19 protein-coding genes and 1 tRNA gene are annotated in these 19,521 nt (G+C 64.4%); 8 read left to right on the forward strand and 12 right to left on the reverse strand.

Annotated elements, in window-relative coordinates:
• The first annotated feature begins 89 nt into the window (after positions 1 to 89).
• Both hfq and hflX read left to right on the forward strand, forming a co-directional pair.
• Positions 90 to 584 (forward strand): RNA chaperone Hfq, encoded by a 495-nt coding sequence (gene hfq, locus SIDU_RS06425; RefSeq protein ID WP_013040002.1) that lies wholly within the window; start codon positions 90 to 92, stop codon positions 582 to 584.
• A 65-nt stretch (positions 585 to 649) separates the two neighbouring features.
• The gene (gene hflX / locus SIDU_RS06430) at positions 650 to 1,981 is read left to right on the forward strand and encodes a GTPase HflX (protein ID WP_007689153.1); all 1,332 of its coding nucleotides are present in this window, start codon (positions 650 to 652) and stop codon (positions 1,979 to 1,981) included.
• 42 nt (positions 1,982 to 2,023) lie between these two features.
• Here hflX and mazG read toward each other — a convergent pair whose 3' ends face one another.
• The 10 genes from mazG to SIDU_RS06480 form a co-directional block, all read right to left on the reverse strand.
• Positions 2,024 to 2,815 carry a nucleoside triphosphate pyrophosphohydrolase gene (gene mazG / locus SIDU_RS06435; RefSeq protein ID WP_007689151.1) on the reverse strand — a complete coding sequence of 264 codons (792 nt, stop codon included), beginning with the start codon at positions 2,813 to 2,815 and terminating at the stop codon, positions 2,024 to 2,026.
• A gap of 130 nt (positions 2,816 to 2,945) precedes the next feature.
• Positions 2,946 to 4,241 (reverse strand): MFS transporter, encoded by a 1,296-nt coding sequence (locus SIDU_RS06440; protein WP_007689149.1) that lies wholly within the window; start codon positions 4,239 to 4,241, stop codon positions 2,946 to 2,948.
• Positions 4,238 to 4,873 carry a retropepsin-like aspartic protease family protein gene (locus SIDU_RS06445; RefSeq protein ID WP_020820866.1) on the reverse strand — a complete coding sequence of 212 codons (636 nt, stop codon included), beginning with the start codon at positions 4,871 to 4,873 and terminating at the stop codon, positions 4,238 to 4,240. Before SIDU_RS06445 ends, SIDU_RS06440 begins: the two co-directional genes overlap by 4 nt.
• 16 nt (positions 4,874 to 4,889) lie before the next feature.
• On the reverse strand, positions 4,890 to 5,669 hold the full coding sequence (locus SIDU_RS06450) for an MBL fold metallo-hydrolase (RefSeq protein ID WP_007689144.1): 780 nt from the start codon (positions 5,667 to 5,669) through the stop codon (positions 4,890 to 4,892).
• On the reverse strand, positions 5,666 to 6,439 hold the full coding sequence (locus tag SIDU_RS06455; RefSeq protein WP_007689142.1) for a TatD family hydrolase: 774 nt from the start codon (positions 6,437 to 6,439) through the stop codon (positions 5,666 to 5,668). Before SIDU_RS06455 ends, SIDU_RS06450 begins: the two co-directional genes overlap by 4 nt.
• Before the next feature lies 1 nt (position 6,440).
• Positions 6,441 to 8,003 carry a methionine--tRNA ligase gene (gene metG / locus SIDU_RS06460; RefSeq protein WP_007689140.1) on the reverse strand — a complete coding sequence of 521 codons (1,563 nt, stop codon included), beginning with the start codon at positions 8,001 to 8,003 and terminating at the stop codon, positions 6,441 to 6,443.
• Between the two features lie 43 nt (positions 8,004 to 8,046).
• Positions 8,047 to 9,009 (reverse strand): AAA family ATPase, encoded by a 963-nt coding sequence (locus tag SIDU_RS06465; RefSeq protein WP_007689138.1) that lies wholly within the window; start codon positions 9,007 to 9,009, stop codon positions 8,047 to 8,049.
• Entirely contained in the window at positions 9,006 to 9,647 is a 642-nt protein-coding gene (gene tmk / locus SIDU_RS06470; RefSeq protein WP_007689137.1) for a dTMP kinase, read from the reverse strand. The genes SIDU_RS06465 and tmk overlap by 4 nt, the downstream gene beginning before the upstream one ends.
• Positions 9,644 to 10,807: a D-alanyl-D-alanine carboxypeptidase family protein gene (locus SIDU_RS06475; RefSeq protein WP_007689136.1), complete on the reverse strand. Its 1,164-nt coding sequence runs from the start codon at positions 10,805 to 10,807 to the stop codon at positions 9,644 to 9,646. Before SIDU_RS06475 ends, tmk begins: the two co-directional genes overlap by 4 nt.
• Positions 10,808 to 10,887: 80 nt before the next feature.
• The gene (locus tag SIDU_RS06480) at positions 10,888 to 11,925 is read right to left on the reverse strand and encodes a lytic murein transglycosylase (RefSeq protein WP_007689135.1); all 1,038 of its coding nucleotides are present in this window, start codon (positions 11,923 to 11,925) and stop codon (positions 10,888 to 10,890) included.
• 250 nt (positions 11,926 to 12,175) lie between these two features.
• On the opposite strand from SIDU_RS06480, the gene SIDU_RS06485 reads away from it, so the two are divergent.
• The 3 genes from SIDU_RS06485 to SIDU_RS06495 all read left to right on the forward strand — a co-directional run bounded on the left by SIDU_RS06485 (position 12,176) and on the right by SIDU_RS06495 (position 13,296).
• A tRNA-Ser gene (locus SIDU_RS06485) sits at positions 12,176 to 12,265 on the forward strand.
• 74 nt (positions 12,266 to 12,339) lie between these two features.
• Positions 12,340 to 12,540 (forward strand): hypothetical protein, encoded by a 201-nt coding sequence (locus tag SIDU_RS06490; RefSeq protein ID WP_013039990.1) that lies wholly within the window; start codon positions 12,340 to 12,342, stop codon positions 12,538 to 12,540.
• Positions 12,541 to 12,870: 330 nt separating this feature from the next.
• A complete protein-coding gene (locus SIDU_RS06495) occupies positions 12,871 to 13,296 on the forward strand; it encodes a DUF983 domain-containing protein (protein WP_020820873.1) in 426 nt (141 codons plus the stop codon).
• 154 nt (positions 13,297 to 13,450) lie between these two features.
• Here the strand turns inward: SIDU_RS06495 and secA are convergent, their stop codons facing one another.
• Positions 13,451 to 16,180: a preprotein translocase subunit SecA gene (secA, locus tag SIDU_RS06500; RefSeq protein WP_007689124.1), complete on the reverse strand. Its 2,730-nt coding sequence runs from the start codon at positions 16,178 to 16,180 to the stop codon at positions 13,451 to 13,453.
• A 232-nt stretch (positions 16,181 to 16,412) separates the two neighbouring features.
• Between secA and argJ the strand changes: the two genes are divergently transcribed.
• Genes argJ through SIDU_RS06515 form a run of 3 tightly spaced genes read left to right on the forward strand, consistent with a single transcriptional unit; the run spans position 16,413 to position 19,081 of the window.
• A complete protein-coding gene (gene argJ, locus SIDU_RS06505) occupies positions 16,413 to 17,639 on the forward strand; it encodes a bifunctional glutamate N-acetyltransferase/amino-acid acetyltransferase ArgJ (RefSeq protein WP_007689122.1) in 1,227 nt (408 codons plus the stop codon).
• Positions 17,640 to 17,653: 14 nt separating this feature from the next.
• Complete coding sequence (locus tag SIDU_RS06510; protein ID WP_007689115.1) at positions 17,654 to 18,451, forward strand: inositol monophosphatase family protein; 798 nt, start codon at positions 17,654 to 17,656, stop codon at positions 18,449 to 18,451.
• Positions 18,452 to 18,469: 18 nt separating this feature from the next.
• Positions 18,470 to 19,081 (forward strand): glutathione S-transferase family protein, encoded by a 612-nt coding sequence (locus tag SIDU_RS06515; RefSeq protein ID WP_007689113.1) that lies wholly within the window; start codon positions 18,470 to 18,472, stop codon positions 19,079 to 19,081.
• A 106-nt stretch (positions 19,082 to 19,187) separates the two neighbouring features.
• Here the strand turns inward: SIDU_RS06515 and trxA are convergent, their stop codons facing one another.
• Positions 19,188 to 19,508: a thioredoxin TrxA gene (gene trxA / locus SIDU_RS06520; protein ID WP_007689111.1), complete on the reverse strand. Its 321-nt coding sequence runs from the start codon at positions 19,506 to 19,508 to the stop codon at positions 19,188 to 19,190.
• Between the last annotated feature and the right edge of the window lie 13 nt (positions 19,509 to 19,521).

Below are 19,521 nucleotides of genomic sequence, written 5' to 3' on the forward strand. Positions count from 1 at the left end.
GGTAGGCTTGCCTTGCTTCCGACAGGCGGGGGCAGGCAAGACACTCTGCTTAAGGGTGCGAGAGCGGGTAACGTCCCGCCAATAAAGGAATGGTGAAGACCATGGCCGAGAAAGTGAACAACCTTCAGGACATATTCCTGAACAGCCTGCGCAAGAGCAAGACGCCGGTGACCATGTTCCTGGTCAAGGGCGTGAAATTGCAGGGCATCATCACCTGGTTCGACAATTTCTCCGTCCTGCTGCGGCGCGACGGGCAGTCGCAACTGGTGTACAAGCATGCGATTTCGACCGTCATGCCCGCCCAGTCTATGGACCTTACCGACCTGCGCAAGGCCAGCGACGGCAACGGCAAGTCGAAGCTGCTCCAGGAAATCTTCCTGAGCGCGGTGCGCAAGTCGGGCAGCCCGGTGACGATGTTCCTGGTGAACGGCGTCATGTTGCAGGGCGAAATCGCCGCCTTCGACCTTTTCTGCATGCTGCTGGAGCGGGACGGCATGATCCAGCTCGTCTACAAGCATGCCATTTCCACCGTGCAGCCGCTGCATGCCCTGGACCTGACCGGCGAGGGCGAGGGGGAGGATTGAGCGCTTTTTCTCGTCTCCGGCCGGTTTCCGGTGAAGCCGGCGGAGGCGCGAAGCGTTAAGCCCCCATGGCTGTCTTCAACAGAGATTCCGCTGACGAGGTGTCGCGCGGCGCGCGCGCCATCGTCGTGCGCGCCGATGTCCATGGGCCGGAGCGTCGGGACAGCGATGCGCGGCTGGAGGAGGCGAGGGGCCTTGCGCTCGCCATCGGCATCGACGTGCGCGCCGCACAGGCCTTCCGCGTGCGCGACCGCAAGCCCGCGACCCTGTTCGGCAGCGGGCAGGTGGACCAGATCGCGACGCTGGCGCGGATGGAAGAGGCCGAACTGGTCATCGTCGACAACGCGCTGAGCCCCGTGCAGCAGAGCAATCTGGAAAAGGCCACCGAGACCAAGGTCATCGACCGGACCGGATTGATCCTGGAGATTTTCGGGGAACGGGCCGCGACCAATGAGGGGCGGTTGCAGGTCGAACTGGCGCATCTCGACTATCAGGCGGGGCGGCTGGTGCGAAGCTGGACCCACCTGGAGCGGCAGCGCGGCGGCTTCGGCTTTCTGGGCGGTCCGGGCGAGACGCAGATCGAGGCTGACCGGCGGATGATCCGCGATCGGATGGCGAAAATCCGCCGCGAACTGGACCAGGTGACGAAAACCCGTGGCCTGCACAGGGCGCGGCGGCAGCGGGCGCCCTGGCCGGTGATCGCGCTGGTCGGCTATACCAATGCGGGCAAGTCGACGCTGTTCAACCGGATGACCGGCGCCGACGTCATGGCCGAAGACCTGCTGTTCGCGACGCTCGACCCCACCATGCGGCAGATCGCCTTGCCGGGGCTGGACAAGGCCATTCTTTCCGACACGGTGGGGTTCGTTTCCGACCTGCCGACGCAGTTGATCGCCGCCTTTCGGGCCACGTTGGAAGAGGTGCTGTCGGCCGATCTGATCGTCCACGTCCGCGACATCGCGCATCCCGACAGCGATGCGCAGCGCGATGACGTCATGGACGTGCTTGGCGAACTGGGCATAGCCGGGGAAGGGGCGTTCGAAGCGGGAGAGGGCGAAGAACCGCCGCCGATCATCGAGGCATGGAACAAGCTGGACCTGCTGGACGAAGATGCGGCCACGCTGGCGCGGGAGACGGCGGCGCGGCGGAGCGATGTGGTGGTCCTGTCGGCCTTGACCGGCGAGGGCGTCGATGACCTTCAGCGCGCCGTCAGCGCCCGGCTGACCGCCGGGGCGCAGGTCCATCGGCTGCATGTGCCGCTGGCCGATGGCGCGGCGATGGCATGGCTGCACGAACATGGCGAAGTGATCGGCAGCAGCGCGGAGGGGGAGGATATGCTGGTGGATGTCCGGCTGTCCGACTCCGCGCTGGCGCGGTTCCTCAAGCGCCGGGGGAATTAGCTTTTCCTGATCGCCCTGCGCTGGCGGGAGGGCCATGTCGCGCTATCGCGGCGGCTGCAACTGCCTTTTTGCCTGCTGCCACAAACCTTCCTTCTCATCCAGGGAAAGGGCAGCGAAATTGTCGCCCGCCAGGGTCTCCATGATGCGGAAGCGCTTGTCGAACTTGCCGTTGGCGGTGCGTAGGGCGACCTCAGGATCGACTTTCAGATGACGGGCAAGGTTGACCACGGCGAAGAGAAGGTCGCCCACCTCCTCCTCCCGTTCCGCCTGGGAAGCGGCCGCCCGCACTTCGCCCAGCTCCTCCTCGATCTTGTCGATGACGCCGCCCAGGTCGGGCCAATCGAACCCCGTGCGGGCGGCGCGTTTCTGGAGCTTTTCGGCACGGAGCAGGGCGGGCAACGCAATGGCGACGCCCGCCAGCGCGCTTTGATCCGGCTCCTTTTCGGCTCGCTCGGCCGCCTTGATGGCTTCCCATTGGGCGTGGCCGTCCTTGCGGTCGGTCCCTTCGCCAAAGACATGGGGGTGGCGGCGGATCATTTTTTCGGTGATGCCGTCGATGACGTCCTGCAAGGTGAAATGGCCAGCCTGTTCCGCCATGCGGCTATGGAAGGCCACTTGCAGCAGCAGGTCGCCCAATTCGTCGCGCAGCGCCGCCATATCGTCGCGCTCTATGGCATCGGCAACCTCATAGGCTTCCTCAATCGTATAGGGCGCGATGCTCGCGAAATCCTGTTCGATGTCCCAGGGACAGCCCGTTTCAGGATCGCGCAGGCGCGCCATGACATTGGCAAGCGGCATGATGTCGGCGGGGCTCGCCTTGTTGTTGAATGACATGGGAAACTCTGGATCAGTGGGTGGGCTGATGATGGATAGGGCGTCGGAAGGGTGAAGGCCAGCTTTCGACCATGAATATGAAAGTCCGATAATAAGGATTATGTTAAATCACAGATGATCCTTGCGGCCCTCAATCTTCCAATATCCGGCTATGCCGCTGCGTATCGCGCATGCGGATATAGACGATCAGCGAAATGCCGATCATTCCCGACACATAGATGTAGAACGCCTGTTCGACGCCAGCCTGCTTGAACCAGAGCGCGACGAATTCCGCCGTGCCGCCGAACAGCGTGTTGGCCAGCGCATAGGGCAAGGCCACGCCCAAGGCGCGGATATGGGCCGGAAACAGCTCCGCCTTCACCACCGCGTTGATCGAGGTGTAGCCCGTCACGATCACCAGGCCGGCCATCACGAGCAGCCCCGCCACCCACGGATCCCTGGTGACGGCCAGCGTCGCGAAGATGGGATAGGTGCAGACGACGCCCATCAGGCCGAAGCCGATCATCAGCGGCTTGCGCCCGATCCGGTCGGAAAGCGCGCCGGCGATAGGCTGAAGCAGCATGAAAAGAAAGAGCGTTATCCCATTGATCTGAGACGCTTTTTCCCGGCTGAGACCGCTGGTATTGACCAGGAATTTTTGCATGTAGATGGAATAGGCATAGAAAGCGATCGTGCCGCCCGCCGTCAGCAACATCACCGTCAGCGTCTCGCGCGGGTGCCGGGTTACGAGTTCCACGAAGCCGGATTTGGGCGCGCCTTCCGCCTTGGCCACGGCAAAGCTCTGGGTTTCGGCCAGTCCGCGCCGCAACCAGAAGACTACGATCGCCAGCGCGCCGCCGATCAGGAAAGGAATGCGCCAACCCCAGGCGTCCAGTTCAGCCTCTGTGAGCATGGCCTGGAGCGCGAGCAGGACGCAGATGGCGACAAGCTGTCCGGCGATCAGCGTCACATATTGGAAGCTGGAGAAAAAGCCGCGATGGTTGCGTCCCGCCATTTCGGACAGGTAGGTGGCGCTGGCGCCATATTCGCCGCCGATCGACAGGCCCTGCATCAGGCGCGCAAGCACCAGCAGCAAGGGCGCGGCGACCCCGACGCGGTCATAGGATGGCGTGACGGCGATCAGCAAAGAGCCGGCGCACATCAGCGCCACGGAGAGCGTCAGGCCGCTTTTCCGGCCGTGGCGATCGGCATAGACGCCCATCAGCCAGGCGCCGATGGGTCGCATCAGGAAACCGACCGCGAAAATGCCCGCGGCGCTCAGCAATTGAGCGGTGCGGTCTTCGCTGGGGAAGAAATGCTGGGCGAAATAGAGGGTGAAGGCCGAATAGGCATACCAGTCATACCATTCCACCAGATTGCCGGTGGAACCGCCGATGATCGCCTTCAGGCGCTGGCGCTGATCGGGTGGCGCAATCGATGATGTCATGGGGTCAGCACCATCTCTCCATTCTGCACGGACCAGCTTTTCAGCCGGGACAGCATGTTCATTCCGATCACATTGACCTCCCCGAAAGCCGGCGAAACGACGATGTCGAGGTCGCTCGCCCGGATCGGGCCGACGACGAGCGTGGCGATGGTCGAGCGCTTGACGTCGATCTTGCCGTTCGCGGTCATCATGCTGAGGCCGGGCGCGTTCAGGTCGAAATTAAGGCCCGATGTCCGGGCCGCGTTCACCGACAGGGCGGTGACGCTGGCGCCGCTGTCGATCAGAAAGCGCGTCGGGTTGCCGTTGACCATTCCCTCGACCCAATAATGGCCGTCCGGCGCGACGGGTATGCGCAGCGCCTGCCCCTCCACTCGCGCGGACGGCAAGGCCTTCTGCGCGTCATGGGTCGACGATGACGGGGCCTCGCCCCCTTCCCCATATATGCGGCTGGAAAACAGGCCGAATTTTTCGCCGGCCTTGAACAGCCCCAACAATATGGCGAAGATGACGATCCAGAGCACGGCCATGCGCAGGAGGCCGCCTGTCGGCGCCCGTCGAGCGAGCAGGGCCGATCCGACCAGGACAAGCGCCAGCACGTACCAGAGACTGGACATCGCCTGATCGCCATCCATCGCCTGCCCCCGCCCCCTATGCCGCGCCCAATTCGGCCACCAGCCCGTCATAACCCGGTTCGACGCCTTCCGGGAGTGTCCGGCACAGCGTCGCATAATCCATGCTCTGGTCCATATGGATCAATATGGCGCGGCGGGGCCGTACCGCCTGCACGGCGTCCAGGGTAAGCGCCAGATGTGCATGCGTTGGATGCGGCCTTTCCCGCAGGGCGTCGACCACCCAGATGTCCAACCCGTCGTACAGCGCCAGCATATCGGCCGTTATATCGTGGAAATCAGTGGCATATCCAATGGAATGGCCATCATGCGTGAAGCGGAATCCGGTGGAGAATATCTCGCCATGGGGCTGATCGGTGCAGGCGATGCTGATGTCCCCGATGCGCAGTCCGTCGGGCAGCGCATGGGGTTCGATCGTCGGGTGATAGCCATGGCGTCCTTCGAAGGCATAGCCGAAGCGTTCCCGGAGCAGGCGCAGGGTCTGCGGGCGCGCATAGCCGGGCACGGGCGTGCCGCGATGGTGGTAAAGCTGACGGACGTCGTCCAGGCCATGGCTATGGTCGGCATGGTCATGCGTCCACAATATGGCGTCGATCCGCACCACGTCGGCCGCCAGCAACTGGGCGCGCATGTCCGGCGACGTGTCGATGAGCAGCCGGGTCGTGGGGCTTTCGACCAGGATCGATGCGCGGGTGCGGCGGTTCTTCGATTCCTGGGGATCGCAGGCGCCCCAGTCATTGCCGATCCGCGGAACGCCGGAGGAAGTGCCGCTGCCCAGAATGGTGAGCTTCAGGCTCATGCCGCCTTGCTGAACAATGTGCGGAAATTGGCGGAGGTCGCCTCGGCCAGTTGCTCGACGCTCTCGCCCCGCAAATTCGCCAGGAAACGGGCCGTGTCGGCCACGAAAGCCGGTTCGCAAGGCCTGCCGCGATGGGGAACCGGAGCGAGGAAGGGAGAGTCTGTTTCGATGAGCAGCCTGTCCAGCGGCAGGCGAGCCGCCGTTTCCTGCAAATCCCTGGCGCTCTTGAAGGTCACGATGCCGGAAATGCTGATATGGAAACCCAGTTCCATGGCGGCATCGGCAAAGGCGCCGCTGGCGGTGAAGCAATGGATGACGCCGCCATAGGCCCCCTTCCCCATCTCATCGCGCATGATGGCGAGCGTGTCCTCCTCCGCATCGCGGGTGTGGACGATCAGCGGCAGGCCGGTTTTGCGGGACGCGGCGATATGGGCGCGGAAGCTGCGTTGCTGCCGTTCCCGGTCGCTATGGTCGTAATAATAATCCAGGCCGGTCTCTCCTATGCCGACGATGCGCGGATGGGCTGCGCGCTCGACCAGCTTCGCGGTATCGACATGCGGATGCTCGTCCGCCTCATGCGGATGGATGCCGACGGTCGCCCAGACGTCTGGTTCGCGCAACGCGGTGTCCAGCACATCGTCCCACTCGCTTTCGCGTGTGGCGATGTTGAGCATCAGTCCGACGCCGGCGCCACGCGCCCGTTCGAGCACATTCTGCTGATCCTCGACCAACCCCTTGTAATTCAAGTGGCAATGGCTGTCGATGAACATATTACGCCTCTTCGACGGGCAGTTCGAGGCGCGGGAAAAGCGGCTTGGGCGCGTTAAGGGTGAAGCCGGAAGCGCGAAGCCGCGCATACCAGTCGCTACCGATGGCGGCATAGCTCCGGCCATCCTCGGCTATCCCCATCTGTTCCAGCAGGGCAGCGGCGCTTGCCGGGATGATCGGCTGGATGACGATGGCAAGATCGGCGATGGCCTCATAGAGGGTAGCGAGCACGGCCTCCATCCGGGCGGGATCGGTCTTGCGGAGCGTCCAGGGCGCCTGCGCGTCGATATAGGCGTTGCAGGCGAAGACGGCCCGCATCCATGCTTCGATGGCTGTCGATGGCGCCAGGTCGGCCATGGCCGCCTGGAAAGTCCGGGCCGCTTCGCCGACGGTCGCAAGAAGATCGCGGTCGACGTCCTGCGCCGCGGTCTCAGGGAGGCGGCCTTCCAGATTCTTGGCGATGAAACTCAGCGTCCGTTGGGCCAGATTGCCGAAGCTGTTGGCGAGGTCGCTGTTCGAACGGGCGACGATCGCCTCCGCGCTGTAGCTGCCGTCATTGCCGAAGGTGACTTCCGACAGCAGGAAATAGCGAAGCTGGTCCACGCCGAAACGCTCCGCCAGTTCCATCGGATCGGCCACATTGCCGAGCGACTTCGACATCTTTTCCCCCCGGTTGAGGAGGAAGCCGTGGCCGAAGACCTGTTTGGGCAGGGACAGCTTCGCGCTCATCAGGAAGGCCGGCCAGTAAACGGTATGAAAACGCACGATGTCCTTGCCGATGATGTGCGTGATGTCGCCCCCTTCCGACCAGTATCGGGCCATGCGTTCGGCATCGTCGGGATAGCCGCAGCCAGTGATGTAGTTGGTGAGCGCGTCCACCCACACATACATGACATGGCCGTCGCTGCCCGGCACCTTCACGCCCCAGTCGAAGCTGGTGCGTGACACGCTGAGGTCGGACAGTCCTCCCTCGACGAAGCGCATGATCTCATTGCGGCGGCTGTCGGGCTGGATGAAGTCCGGCTGGTTAGCGTAGAGGTCCAGCAGCTTCTGCTGATAGGCGGACAGGCGGAAGAACCAGCTTTCCTCCACCGTCCATTCCACCGGCGTGCCCTGGGGCGAGAGCTTCTGGCCGCCCTCTCCCTCCGTCAGTTCCTTTTCGTCGTAAAAGGCCTCGTCCCGGACGGAATACCAGCCTTCATAACGGCCGAGATAGAGGTCGCCATTGGCCTCCATCGCCTGCCAGATCGCCTGGCTGGCGCGATGGTGATCCGGCTCGCTGGTGCGGATAAAACGATCATAGCTGATATTCAAACCATCGTTCATGGCCTTGAAAAATCCAGACATTTCATCGGCGAGCGCGCGCGGTTCCATGTCCCGGCTGCGCGCGGTCTGGGCCATTTTCAGCCCATGTTCGTCCGTGCCGGTCTGGAAGAAGACGTCGCGGCCCATCATTCGCTGGAAACGGGCGATCGCGTCGGTGGCGATCACTTCATAGGCGTGGCCGATATGCGGGCGGCCATTGGGGTAGCTGATGGCGGTCGTGATGGTATAGGGCTTGGACATGGGCCTTCCCTAGCGGGTGTTAGCCCTTGCGCAAAGCCGCTTTTCAGCGGGCGAGGGCCGCGACATGCCCGGCCAGTTCGAAAACCACCGCCCCCGGTTCGAGCGACAGGATGATGGCTCCGCCCGCAAGCTGGCGGGCGGCTTCCCAATGGTCCAGCGCCTTGCCGAGATCGCTCCCCTGCCGCTGGCGCGCCGCCGCCGCGATGAAGGCCGGTGCACGCTCCAGAAAGGCCTCATAACGGGGCCGCGCCGCCTTGGACGCCAGCATCCTGGCCAGCATCAGCCGCTGGCGATTGCCGGGGTCGCCGTCAGCCGCGATGGCGGCCAGCGAATTTTCCATGTCCGCCATGTTGAGGCCGGCATAGCGCAATGCCTTGCCGGGAGAGCCCTCGCCTGCGCGGACCAGCGCCGCCAGTTCGTCCGGAGACAGGCCCGCGTCCGCCTGGCGCAGAATGCTGCGCATGGCATCCTCGCCCAAACTGTCGAAACGCAGCGTGCGGCAGCGGGAGCGGATGGTCGGCAGCAGCCGGCCGGGCGCATGGCTGACCAGCAGGAACAGCATGTCGGCCGGCGGCTCCTCCAGATTCTTGAGCAGCGCATTGGCCGCGCCACGCTCCAGATCGTCGGCGCTGTCGATCACCACGATCCGCCGCGTGGACAGGGAAGGAGCCGACTGGATCAGGCGCTGGAGGCCCCGGACCTGATCGACCGTGATGTTGCGCGCCGTGCCGCTTTCCTTTTCCAGGCAGAAAAGATCGGCATAGTCGGGATGGGCGTCGGCCTCGAACAGGCGGCGGATCGGGTGGTCCTGCGGCACCTCCAGCCCGTCCGCCGCCATGGGCGGCCCCGCCGCCTCCGCCAGCAGGCGCAGCGCGATGGCGCGGGCGAAGCTCGCCTTGCCGATGCCGCGTGGACCCACGAGGATCCAGCCATGGTGCAGACGGCCGCTCCGCGCCGCGCCCAGCAAAGTATGGGCCTGCTCGTCATGGCCGAGAAGTGACGTCATGGCAGCAAGTCCCGCACCGCTTCAATCAGCCGAGCCGTCACCGCCCCGGCTTCGCCCGAGGCGTCGACGGCAAGGAAGCGCGTCGGTTCCTGCGCCGCGAACCGATGGAAGGCGGTGGAGACGGCCAGGTGAAAATCCCGGTCGCGCCCGCCGATCCTGTCCGCCGCATCCCCATCGCGGGACCGTGCGCGAGCGCTCGCCTCCTCCTCCGGCAGGGTGAGGAAGAGGGTCCGGTCGGGCAGGAAACCGTCGCTGCCGATCCGATGAAGCGCCAATATGTCCGCGTCGGTCAGCGCCCCCATGCCCTGATAGGCGCGGCTGCTGTCCAGGAAACGGTCGGAGAGCACCCATGCCCCCCGCTCCAGCGCCGGGCGGATCGTCTTTTCAACATGATCGGCGCGGGCTGCGGCGAACAGCAGCGCTTCGGCCCGCGGACTCCAGCGGTCGGCGCCCCCGGTCAGCAGCAGGGCGCGAATGGCCTCCGCCCCTTCGCTGCCGCCCGGCTCGCGGGTTTCAACCACGTCCAGGCCGCGCGCGCGCAGGGCAGCGGCAAGCGCCCGCAACTGGGTCGACTTGCCCACCCCCTCCCCCCCTTCCAGGGAGATGAAGCGGCCCCGCGTCTTTCCCGGGGCCGTCACCCGAAAAACGACTTCAGCCCGTTCCACAATCGGCCGAAGATCCCGGCTTCGGAGACATCCTCCCCGGCGACGAGCGGCAGGATTTGCGGTGGGGTATCAGGGGTGGAGACGATCAGTTGCGCGATCCGCTGCCCCTTGGCGATGGGGGCCTTGATCGGGCCGGTATAGGCGACCTTGACCGAGATGTTGGACGACGCGGCGCGGGGCAGGGTCACGGCCATGTCCTGCGGCGCCACCAGGGGCACGCTGGTCGCGCTGCCAAGCTGCACTTCGGCGGTCTCGACCGTCTGGCCCTTCTTGAACAGCGGCTGCGCCTTCCATGCGCGGAAGCCCCAGTCCATGAAGCGCACGGATTCGGCGATCCGCTGATTGAAGCTGGTGAGGCCGGCGACGACCATGACCAAGCGGCGCCCCTCCTGCTCGGCAGATCCGGTGAAGCCGAATCCCGCCTCCTGCGTATGTCCGGTCTTGAGCCCGTCGGCCCCGGCCACCTTGCCCAATATGGGATTGCGGTTGCCCTGTTCGATGTCCGCGCCGCCCATCGTCTTGCCCCAGGTGAAGCTGCGCGTGGCGTAGAATTTCTTGTAGAGGTTCGGCGTTTCCTCGATCGTCGCTTCGGCCAGCGCCGCCAGGTCGGCGGCGGTGACATAGGTCACGCCTTCGTCCGGCCAGCCATTGCTGGTGCCGAAATTGCTGTTCTTGAGGCCCAGGCGCTTCGCCTCCTGGTTCATCAGCGCGACGAAGGCCTGCTCGGTCCCGGCGATCCCCTCCGCCAGCACGACGCAGGCGTCGTTGCCCGAAAGCGTGACGATGCCGTGCAGCAGGTTTTCCACCGACACCTGCTCGCCGGGCGACAGGAACATGGTCGAACCGGCCTGGGGGCCGTGCCATTGCTGCCAGGTTTCCGGCCGGACGGTGAATTTCTGGTCCAGTTTCAGGTCGCCCTTCTGGATCAGGCGGAAGGCGACATGGGCCGTCATCATCTTCGCCATGGAGGCCGGCGGTATCCGCGTGTCGCCACCCTTGTTGTAGAGCACCGCGCCTGACGAGAGGTCCTTCATATAGGCGATCGGCGCTTCGCTGCTATAGGGCGGCGCAGCGGCGGTCAGCGGCGCGGAGAGCAACCCGACGAACAGGAGGGCGGCGATGGACTTCTTCATGCAGGATTGCCTTCGGACTGGTGGATTCTTCGAGTGCCTAGCGCTTTCATTAGCCATGGCAGGACCAATAGCAAAGCGCTCTATTGCTTCACCGCGTCGGCGAGCAGGCCGACCGACAAGGCGTAGAAATTCGAGCAGTTATAGTCGAGGATCGCCCGGTAATTGCTGGTGAGCAGATAGGCGGTCTTGCCCGGACCATCGGGCTCCAGCAGCGTCGCCATCACCCGGTCGGCGGGCCATCCGCCCCCGCTCGGCACTATCCCCATGCGCCGCCATTCCGCCATGCTGAGCCAGCGGCTGTGCCGGTTGAACACGCGGGGGCAGCGGGCGGGACTGGTGCGGGCGGCAAGGGCGGATCGATCAAGACCGGCGGGCACGGACACCGCGATGCCCCACGGCTGGCCGCGCCGCCATCCGGCATGGACGAAATAATTGGCGATGGAGGCCAGCGCGTCGGCCTCGCTGTTCCAGATGTCGACGCGGCCGTCGCCGTCGCCGTCCCTGCCCAGCCGCAGATAGACGCTGGGCAGGAACTGGGGATAGCCCGTCGCGCCCGCCCAACTGCCCACCAGGCGGCTGCGCGGCACGCCATTGTCCAGCATCTTGAGCGTCGCCAGCAATTCCGGTTCGAACAAGGCGCGGCGGCGCCCCTCATAGGAAAGGGTGGCGAGCGAGCGGATCAGGTCGAAATCGCCGGTATAGGCGCCATAATTGGTCTCATGGCCGTAAATGGCGACCATGATCTCCTCCGGCACGCCGGTTTCCGCCTCGATCCGCGCGAGCCTGGCGCGGTTTGCGAGATAGGCCGTGCGGCCGCGGCCGATGCGCGCCGCGTCGACATGCTGGCGGCGATACGGCTCGAAATTGGGAATGGGGGCGTAGGCGCCGCCGCCGGGCTGGTTCTGGTCGAGCTGGATGACGCGGGGATTGGGCGTCAGGCCCGGAAACACACTGTCCAGCGTCATGTCCCGGATGCCCATCGCCCGCGCCTTCGGGCGGAGGGATTCTAGATAGGCGCGAAAGGCGACATCCTCCTGCGCGCTGACGCTGTCCGCCGTCAGGCCGCCTGCCATCACGGCGGCGAGCCCCAGCAACAGCGACATGATCGACGAACGCATTGAAGAATCTCCTCAACCCCTTTTGTTGCACAGGGATAGCGCGGCGTGAATCCCCTTATTGGCGCGCCGCGCCATTCCGGCGATGAAACCGCGCACCCGCCATTTTACGCTTGGCAAGGCCGTCGGCTTCGCTAGAGCGGGTTTCGATCTGGTTGAATCAGATCGCCGCTCTAGATTCTTTGTTTTCCGCGATCTCTTAAACAGCGATCGGTTCCGATCGCTTGGAAATCACTCTAGGAAGCGTGGCGACGGACAGGTGGCCGAGTGGTTTAAGGCAGCGGTCTTGAAAACCGCCGTGGGTTCACGCTCACCGTGGGTTCGAATCCCACCCTGTCCGCCATCCAATTTGATCCCCGTTAAAGCGGGACGGTTTTCTTCGTGCTAGGAAGCGGTCGACTATCATCGGAGGTGACGATGTCTGCCGATACCGACGCCCGCTACCTGTTTCGGCGTGCAAGAGAAGAAGCCGCGAAAGCCGACGCCGCGCAAAGGCGCAGCGCTTCGTCGCAGGAGATTGCCGCCCATCGCGAACTCGCGCTGCGCTACAAGGTCAGGGCCCTTGCCATGTCCTGCCCCGATCAGGTGCTTCACGATGCGATGGAGCGGGAGCCCTGATCGGCTTCATGCGCCTTGTCGACCGACCCGGCTTTCCGGAACTTTCACCGGCATCTTGAATTACGAATAAAAAAGCGCTCCCGAGCAAGGGAAAGCCGGGAGCGCGATTTGTTTGCTGTCGGGCATCCAAATCCTGGCCGGATTATCAGGCGCGGATGTCCCTGGCAATCTATCCAAAGCTAGACACGCGCTTTCCGTAACGTCAATCCCGTGATCCGGCGCCCACGGCCCCTGGGGCAAAAAGCCCAATTGAAAATCCGCAGGATATGGCGACATTTCTGCGATAGGCAGAATGGCATGACGATGAGCGACACAGACAGAATATCAGCGATGCAACCGGCAACCCAGGAGGGAGGCCGCTGGAAGCGGCTGTCACCGATGGAGACCGGCCCCTTTGGCCGGTGCCCCCGCTGCGGCGCTGGGCATATTTTCCGCGGCTTCCTCACAGTGCGCGATCATTGCGAGATTTGCGGGCTGAACTACGACTTTGCCGATCCGGCGGATGGGCCAGCCGTGTTCGTGCAGCTATTCGCCTGCGTCCCCGGCGTGATCTTCATCATCATGCTGGAGATTTTGGCGCGTCCGGGAATTTGGGTGCATCTGGCCGTGGGTGTTCCGGTGCTGATCCTGACGACCGTGCTTCCCTTGCGTCCGATCAAGGGCTGGCTGATTGCCGCGCAATATGTGAACAAGGCGCAGGAAGCCGGGACTGCCGCATTATGGGCGAAACTGCACGATGGCCGGCCCGGCGAATAGGCGCGGTCTGGCTGATTTCAGGTTCCGGATGGAAGAGTCCCGGCGCGCCTAGAGCGAGTTTCGATCTGATTGGATCAGATCGAAACTCGCTCCGGATTCTTCGTTTTCCGCGATTTCTTGACCAGCGATCGGTACCGATCGCCTGGAAATCGCTCTAGCTGAGCGCGCCGTGGCAATGCTTGTATTTCTGGCCCGAACCGCAGGGGCATGGCGCGTTGCGGCTGATGTCCAGATTGGCGAACTCTCCGGCCTGCCCGCCTGCGGGAGGACGCGGCAGGGTGGTGGTGATGCCGCTGATCTGCCCGCCGTCGATGTCGCCGCTATTATCCTCGCCCGAAAAGGGGTCGATATGGGTGGTGATGAAGTCGGGCAGCACCGGCAGGTCGAATTCCGGTAGCGGTTCTTCCATGCGGAACTGGACGCGGGCGATGGAGCCGGTCACATCCTCGCGGATATTGCCCAGCATGCGCTCGAACAAAGCGAAGGCTTCCTGCTTATATTCGTTGATCGGCGTCTTCTGCGCATAGGCGCGCAGATGGACGACCTGGCGGAGCGCGTCGAGGGTCGACAGATGCTCCTTCCAATGATGATCCAGGCTCTGGAGCAGGATCGACTTTTCGATCATATGCCAGTTTTCGGGGTCGAGTTCCTTGACCTTGTCCGCCACGGCCTCGTCCGCCAGCGCCCTCAGCCGTTCCTCGATCATCTCCGGATCGACATGATCCTCCGCCAGCCAGGCGTCGAAATCGGGCGCCAGGTTCAGCACCTCGGCCGTGCGGGCCTTCAGCCGATCCATATCCCACTGTTCGGGATAGGTGCCCGGCGGGCAGGACGCGCCGACCAGATCGTTGACCGTCTCATGCCGCATGTCGGTGACGACGTCGTCCACCGTCTCCGCATCCATGATGTCGCTGCGCTGTTCGTAGATGACCTTGCGCTGGTCGTTCATCACGTCGTCATATTCGACGACCTGCTTGCGGATGTCGTAGTTGCGCGCCTCGACCTTCTTCTGCGCGGTCTCGATGGCCTTGCTGAGCCACTTCGAAGGCGGCAACGCCTCGCCATCCTCCAGATTGGAGCGGATCATCTTCGCGAACATCGTGTCCGGCCCGAAGATGCGCATCAGATCGTCGTCGAGACTGAGGTAAAAGCGCGACAGGCCCGGGTCGCCCTGACGGCCCGAACGGCCGCGTAGCTGGTTGTCGATGCGGCGGCTTTCATGGCGCTCGGTCGCCAGCACGAACAGGCCGCCGGCGGCCAGCACTTCCTGCTTTTCCGCCTCGATCTCCGCCTCGATCCGGGCGATGGCCGCTTCCCGTTCCGGCCCCTCCGGCATGTCGCGCAATTCGTCCTCGACGCGCATCTCAAGGTTGCCGCCCAATTTGATGTCGGTGCCGCGTCCCGCCATGTTGGTGGCGATGGTGACGGCGCCCTTGCGCCCCGCCTGCGCCACGATATGGGCTTCGCTCTCATGGAAGCGGGCGTTGAGGACCGCGTGCTTCACGCCCTCCTGGTTGAGGAATTCGGACAGCATTTCCGATTTTTCGATCGACACCGTGCCGACCAGGACCGGCTGGCCCTTTTCCTGATGCTCGCGGATGGTGCGGGCGATGCCGCGGAACTTGTCTTCCAGATTCTTGTAGAAACTGTCTTCCTCGTCAATGCGTTGCACCGGCCGGTTGGTCGGGATGGTGACGACGTTCATCTTGTAGATTTCGAAGAATTCGGTCGCTTCGGTCGCGGCCGTGCCGGTCATGCCGCCCAGCTTGGGATACATGCGGAAATAATTCTGGAAGGTGATGGAGGCCAGCGTCTGGTTCTCCGGCTCGATATTCACGCCTTCCTTGGCTTCCACCGCCTGGTGCAGCCCGTCCGACCAGCGGCGGCCGTCCATCATGCGGCCGGTGAACTCGTCGATGATGATGACCTTGCCGTCCTTGACGATATAGTCGATGTCGCGGCGGAACATGACGTTCGCGCGCAGCGCCTGATTGACGTGGTGGACGACGGCGGTGTTCTCGAAATCATAGAGGTTGGCGCCTTGCAGCAGCCCCGCCTCCTCCAGCATCCGCTCGATCTTCTCGGTCCCGTCCTCGGTCAGGGTGACGGTGCGCTGCTTCTCGTCCTTCTCATAATCGGCCTCGTCCAGCCGCTTCACGATGGCGTCGACGGCGACATACAGCTCCGACTTGTCGTCGGTCGGGCCGGAGATGATCAGCGGCGTGCGCGCCTCGTCGATCAGGATCGAGTCCACCTCGTCGACGATGGCGAAGTTGAAGGGCCGCTGCACCATCGATGCGCGGTCATACTTCATGTTGTCGCGCAGATAATCGAAGCCAAGCTCGTTGTTCGTGGCGTAAGTGATGTCGGCGTTATAGGCCTCGCGCCGCTGATCCTCCGACAGGTTCGGCACGATGACGCCGGTGGTGAGGCCCAGGAAGCGATAGACCTGCCCCATCCATTCGCAGTCGCGGCTGGCCAGATAGTCGTTCACGGTGACGACGTGGACGCCCTTCCCTTCCAGCGCGTTGAGGTAGGTGGCGAGCGTCGCAACCAGCGTCTTGCCCTCGCCCGTGCGCATTTCCGCGATCTCGCCGCGATGCAGGACGATGCCGCCCACCATCTGCACGTCATAGTGACGCTGGCCGAGAGTGCGCTTGGCCGCCTCCCGCACCGTGGCGAAGGCTTCGGGCAACAGGTCGTCCAGCGTCTCGCCCTGCGCCAGCCGCTCCCGGAATCGCACGGTCTGCGCCGCCAGTTCCTCGTCGGTCATGGCGGAGATGGTGGGTTCGAAAGACGCGATCTGTTCGACGGTCTTGCCCAGCGACTTCACATAGCGGTCGTTGGAGGAGCCGAAAATGGACTTGGCGAGTGCGCCGAACATGCAAGTTCCTGACAAAAGGGGACGCATGCGCCTTCAAGAAGACGCACACAGACATGCGCGGCGATTTAGGGGGCGGACAGGCGATAGTCAATCAGAGCAGCCATGTCGGCGAGGGGCGAAAAGGCGCATGGCCCGCCCCAATCGGCGCAAAGTTGCGTGGCGCGACTTTCCGGACGCCCGTCCCCCTGCCCTTCGCCGTTGACGGGCGGGCATATTGCGCTAAGCGACGGGCATGACCGAACGTTCGCCCCTTGCCCCCGCCTTTTTCCCCGACCTTCCGCCCATCGCGGGCGTCACGGCGCGCGTGGCGCGGGCGCGCTACAAGAATTGGGACCGCTGCGACCTCACCTATGTCGAACTGGTCGAAGGCACGGCGGTCGCGGGCGTCACGACGCAGAGCAAATGCCCCTCCCCCGAAGTCGAATGGTGCCGGGACGCGATTCCGCTGGGATCGGCGCGGGCCTTGGTGGTGAATGCCGGCAACGCCAACGCCTTCACCGGCCATCGCGGCCGCGCCGCCGTGGAGGCCATCGCCGCCAAGGTCGCCAATCATCTCGACTGCCAGCCTTCGGACATCTTCATCTCCTCGACCGGGGTGATCGGCGTACCGCTGCCGGTGGACAAGGCCGAGGCCGGGCTGGAAGCCGCCTTCACCGCCGCCCCCTGCGGCTGGGAGGATGCGGCGACCACCATCGGCACGACCGACACCTATGCCAAGGGCGCCCATGCCTCCGCCATGATCGGCGGCACGCGGGTCGAACTGGTCGGCATCATCAAGGGATCCGGCATGATCGCGCCCGACATGGCGACGATGCTGGGCTATATCTTCACCGACGCGGCCATCGATCCCAAATTGTTGCAGCAGATGCTGTCCGCCGCCAACAAGCGGACCTTCTCCTGCATCACGGTCGACAGCGACACGTCGACCAGCGACACGGTGCTGGCCTTCGCAACCGGCAAGGCGGGCAATGCGCCGCTGACCTCCATGGAGGATGCCGGGGCGGACGCCTTCGCGGCGGCCCTGGGCGATCTCTGCCGCCAGCTTGCGCATCTGGTGGTGCGCGACGGCGAAGGCGCGACGAAATTCGTGGAGATCTCGGTCGAGGGCGCGGAAAGCGACGCCAGCGCCCACCGCATCGCCCTTTCCATCGCCAATTCGCCGCTGGTGAAGACCGCCATCGCGGGCGAGGACGCCAATTGGGGCCGCGTGGTCGCCGCCATCGGCAAGGCGGGCGAGCCTGCCGACCGGGACAGGCTCTCCATCCGCTTCGGCGCGACCCAGGTGGCGTCGGGCGGCCTGGCGGTCGAGGGCTATGACGAAGCGCCGGTGGCCGCGCATCTGAAGGGGCAGGACATAGCGATCGGCGTCGACCTGGGGCTGGGCGACGGCCGGGCGACGGTTTGGACCTGCGACCTGACCCACGGCTATATCTCGATCAACGCGGATTATCGTAGCTGAACGGGGCGAAGCGGATGCCGACGGAATTGCACGAACCTGTCGTCGCGCTGATGCGCGAAGTGGGGCGGGACATCGTCATGCCGCGCTACCGGAATCTCGCCAGCCATGAGGTCAGCGAGAAGGCCGCCGACGATTTCGTCACCATCGCCGACAAGGAAAGCGAGATCCGGCTGGCCGAAGGGCTGTCCGCCATCCTGCCGGAAGCGGGCATCATCGGGGAGGAAGCCTGCGCCGCCGACCCCGCCATATTGGACCGGGCGGGCGAAGGGCTGAACTGGATCGTCGATCCCATCGATGGCACCGGCAATTTCGCGGCAGGCAAGCCGCCCTTCGGCATCATCGTCGCGCTGGCCGATGCGGGGACGATCCTGGCCGGATGGATATTGGACCCGCTGACGGGCCGCCTGTGCCATGCGATTCTGGGCGCTGGCAGCCATATCGACGGCGAGCAGGTTCATGCAAAGGAGAGCGGAGAGCCGCTGCCTGTCGCCGCTCTTGCCGTCTATTTCATGACGGAGGAGGAGCGCGCCGACGTCAGGCGCCGGTCGGACGCCATTTTCCGACTGGTGGATATTCCCCGCTGCGCGGCCGAGCAATATCCGCGCCTGGTGCTGGGGCAGAATGACGTTTCGGTCTTCGCGCGCACTTTGCCCTGGGATCATGCGGCGGGAACGCTGTTCGTGAACGAAGCGGGCGGGCGGTGCCAGCGGCTGGACGGTTCGCCCTATATGGTGGGCGACCTGCGGCGCGGGCTGCTTGGGGCTTCATCCCCCCGGCTGTGGGACTTGGCGGCGGATCGGCTGTTCCGCTGAAGAAGGAAAGGGACGGACATGCTGACGATCTGGGGGCGTCTCAACTCGCATAATGTGAAGAAGGTCGCCTGGTTCGCGGGGGAGATCGGCCTGCCCTATGTCCGCCACGATGTCGGCGGCCGGTTCGGGATGAGCGCCGCCTATGTGGCGATGAACCCCAACCGGCTGATCCCTACCATCGAGGATGGCGACGTCGTGCTATGGGAATCCAACGCGATCCTGCGCTATCTGGCCGCGCGTTACGCGCCGGAAAGCATGTGGCCCGCCGATCCGGCGGCGCGGGCGCAGGGCGACAAGTGGATGGACTGGCAGTTCAGCTTTGCCGACGCGCAGCGGGGCGCCTTTTTCAACCTGGTCCGCAGGAAGGCGGAACACCGCAATGCCGCCGCCATCGCGGATTCGGCGCGGGAATCGGGAGAGGCCATGCTGATCCTGGACCGCGCGCTGGCCGCGCAGCCCTGGCTTTCCGGGGACAGCTTCGGTGTCGCGGACGTGCCGATGGGCGTCTATGCCCACAGTTTCTTCACGCTGGCGATGAACCGGCCCGACGTGCCGCATGTGCGCGCCTGGTATGACAGGCTGCGCCAAAGGCCGGCCTATGCCGAGACGGTCATGATCCCGCTGACGTAGACATGGTGCAATGACGGAGCGGCGACCCGATTGAATCGGATCGCCGCTCCGGCATGAGAAAAGCTGCTCCCGCGAAGGCGTGAGCACGGCATGGACGTGGAAGGCCTTAGAGGACGCTTTCGATCCAGCCCTTGAGGGCGCTCTTGGGCGCAGCGCCGACCTTGGTGGCGGCGGCTTCGCCATTCTTGAAGAGGATCATCGTCGGAATGCCGCGCACGCCGTAACGGCCGGGCGCATCGGGATTTTCGTCGATATTGATCTTCGCGATGACGACCTTGTCCGCCAGTTCGTCCGAAATCTCTTCCAGCGCCGGGCCGATCATCTTGCACGGGCCGCACCATTCCGCCCAGAAATCGACGAGGACGGGCTTGTCCGCGCTGATGACGTCCTGCTGGAAGCTGAGGTCGGTGACTGCCTTGGTAGCCATTTTGGGAATCTCC

This window comes from Sphingobium indicum B90A, assembly GCF_000264945.2.
Classification (GTDB): Bacteria; Pseudomonadota; Alphaproteobacteria; order Sphingomonadales; family Sphingomonadaceae; genus Sphingobium; species Sphingobium indicum.

Coding starts and splice junctions, on each gene's coding strand:
- SIDU_RS06490 (WP_013039990.1), top strand. CDS start 12,340: ATGTCTGCCGATACCGACGCCCGCTACCTGTTTCGGCGTGCAAGAGAA.
- trxA (WP_007689111.1), bottom strand. CDS start 19,508: ATGGCTACCAAGGCAGTCACCGACCTCAGCTTCCAGCAGGACGTCATC.
- hflX (WP_007689153.1), top strand. CDS start 650: ATGGCTGTCTTCAACAGAGATTCCGCTGACGAGGTGTCGCGCGGCGCG.
- argJ (WP_007689122.1), top strand. CDS start 16,413: ATGACCGAACGTTCGCCCCTTGCCCCCGCCTTTTTCCCCGACCTTCCG.
- SIDU_RS06510 (WP_007689115.1), top strand. CDS start 17,654: ATGCCGACGGAATTGCACGAACCTGTCGTCGCGCTGATGCGCGAAGTG.
- SIDU_RS06495 (WP_020820873.1), top strand. CDS start 12,871: ATGCAACCGGCAACCCAGGAGGGAGGCCGCTGGAAGCGGCTGTCACCG.
- SIDU_RS06515 (WP_007689113.1), top strand. CDS start 18,470: ATGCTGACGATCTGGGGGCGTCTCAACTCGCATAATGTGAAGAAGGTC.
- metG (WP_007689140.1), bottom strand. CDS start 8,003: ATGTCCAAGCCCTATACCATCACGACCGCCATCAGCTACCCCAATGGC.
- SIDU_RS06440 (WP_007689149.1), bottom strand. CDS start 4,241: ATGACATCATCGATTGCGCCACCCGATCAGCGCCAGCGCCTGAAGGCG.
- hfq (WP_013040002.1), top strand. CDS start 90: ATGGTGAAGACCATGGCCGAGAAAGTGAACAACCTTCAGGACATATTC.
- SIDU_RS06480 (WP_007689135.1), bottom strand. CDS start 11,925: ATGCGTTCGTCGATCATGTCGCTGTTGCTGGGGCTCGCCGCCGTGATG.
- SIDU_RS06445 (WP_020820866.1), bottom strand. CDS start 4,873: ATGGATGGCGATCAGGCGATGTCCAGTCTCTGGTACGTGCTGGCGCTT.
- secA (WP_007689124.1), bottom strand. CDS start 16,180: ATGTTCGGCGCACTCGCCAAGTCCATTTTCGGCTCCTCCAACGACCGC.
- mazG (WP_007689151.1), bottom strand. CDS start 2,815: ATGTCATTCAACAACAAGGCGAGCCCCGCCGACATCATGCCGCTTGCC.
- SIDU_RS06455 (WP_007689142.1), bottom strand. CDS start 6,439: ATGTTCATCGACAGCCATTGCCACTTGAATTACAAGGGGTTGGTCGAG.
- SIDU_RS06465 (WP_007689138.1), bottom strand. CDS start 9,009: ATGACGTCACTTCTCGGCCATGACGAGCAGGCCCATACTTTGCTGGGC.
- SIDU_RS06475 (WP_007689136.1), bottom strand. CDS start 10,807: ATGAAGAAGTCCATCGCCGCCCTCCTGTTCGTCGGGTTGCTCTCCGCG.
- SIDU_RS06450 (WP_007689144.1), bottom strand. CDS start 5,669: ATGAGCCTGAAGCTCACCATTCTGGGCAGCGGCACTTCCTCCGGCGTT.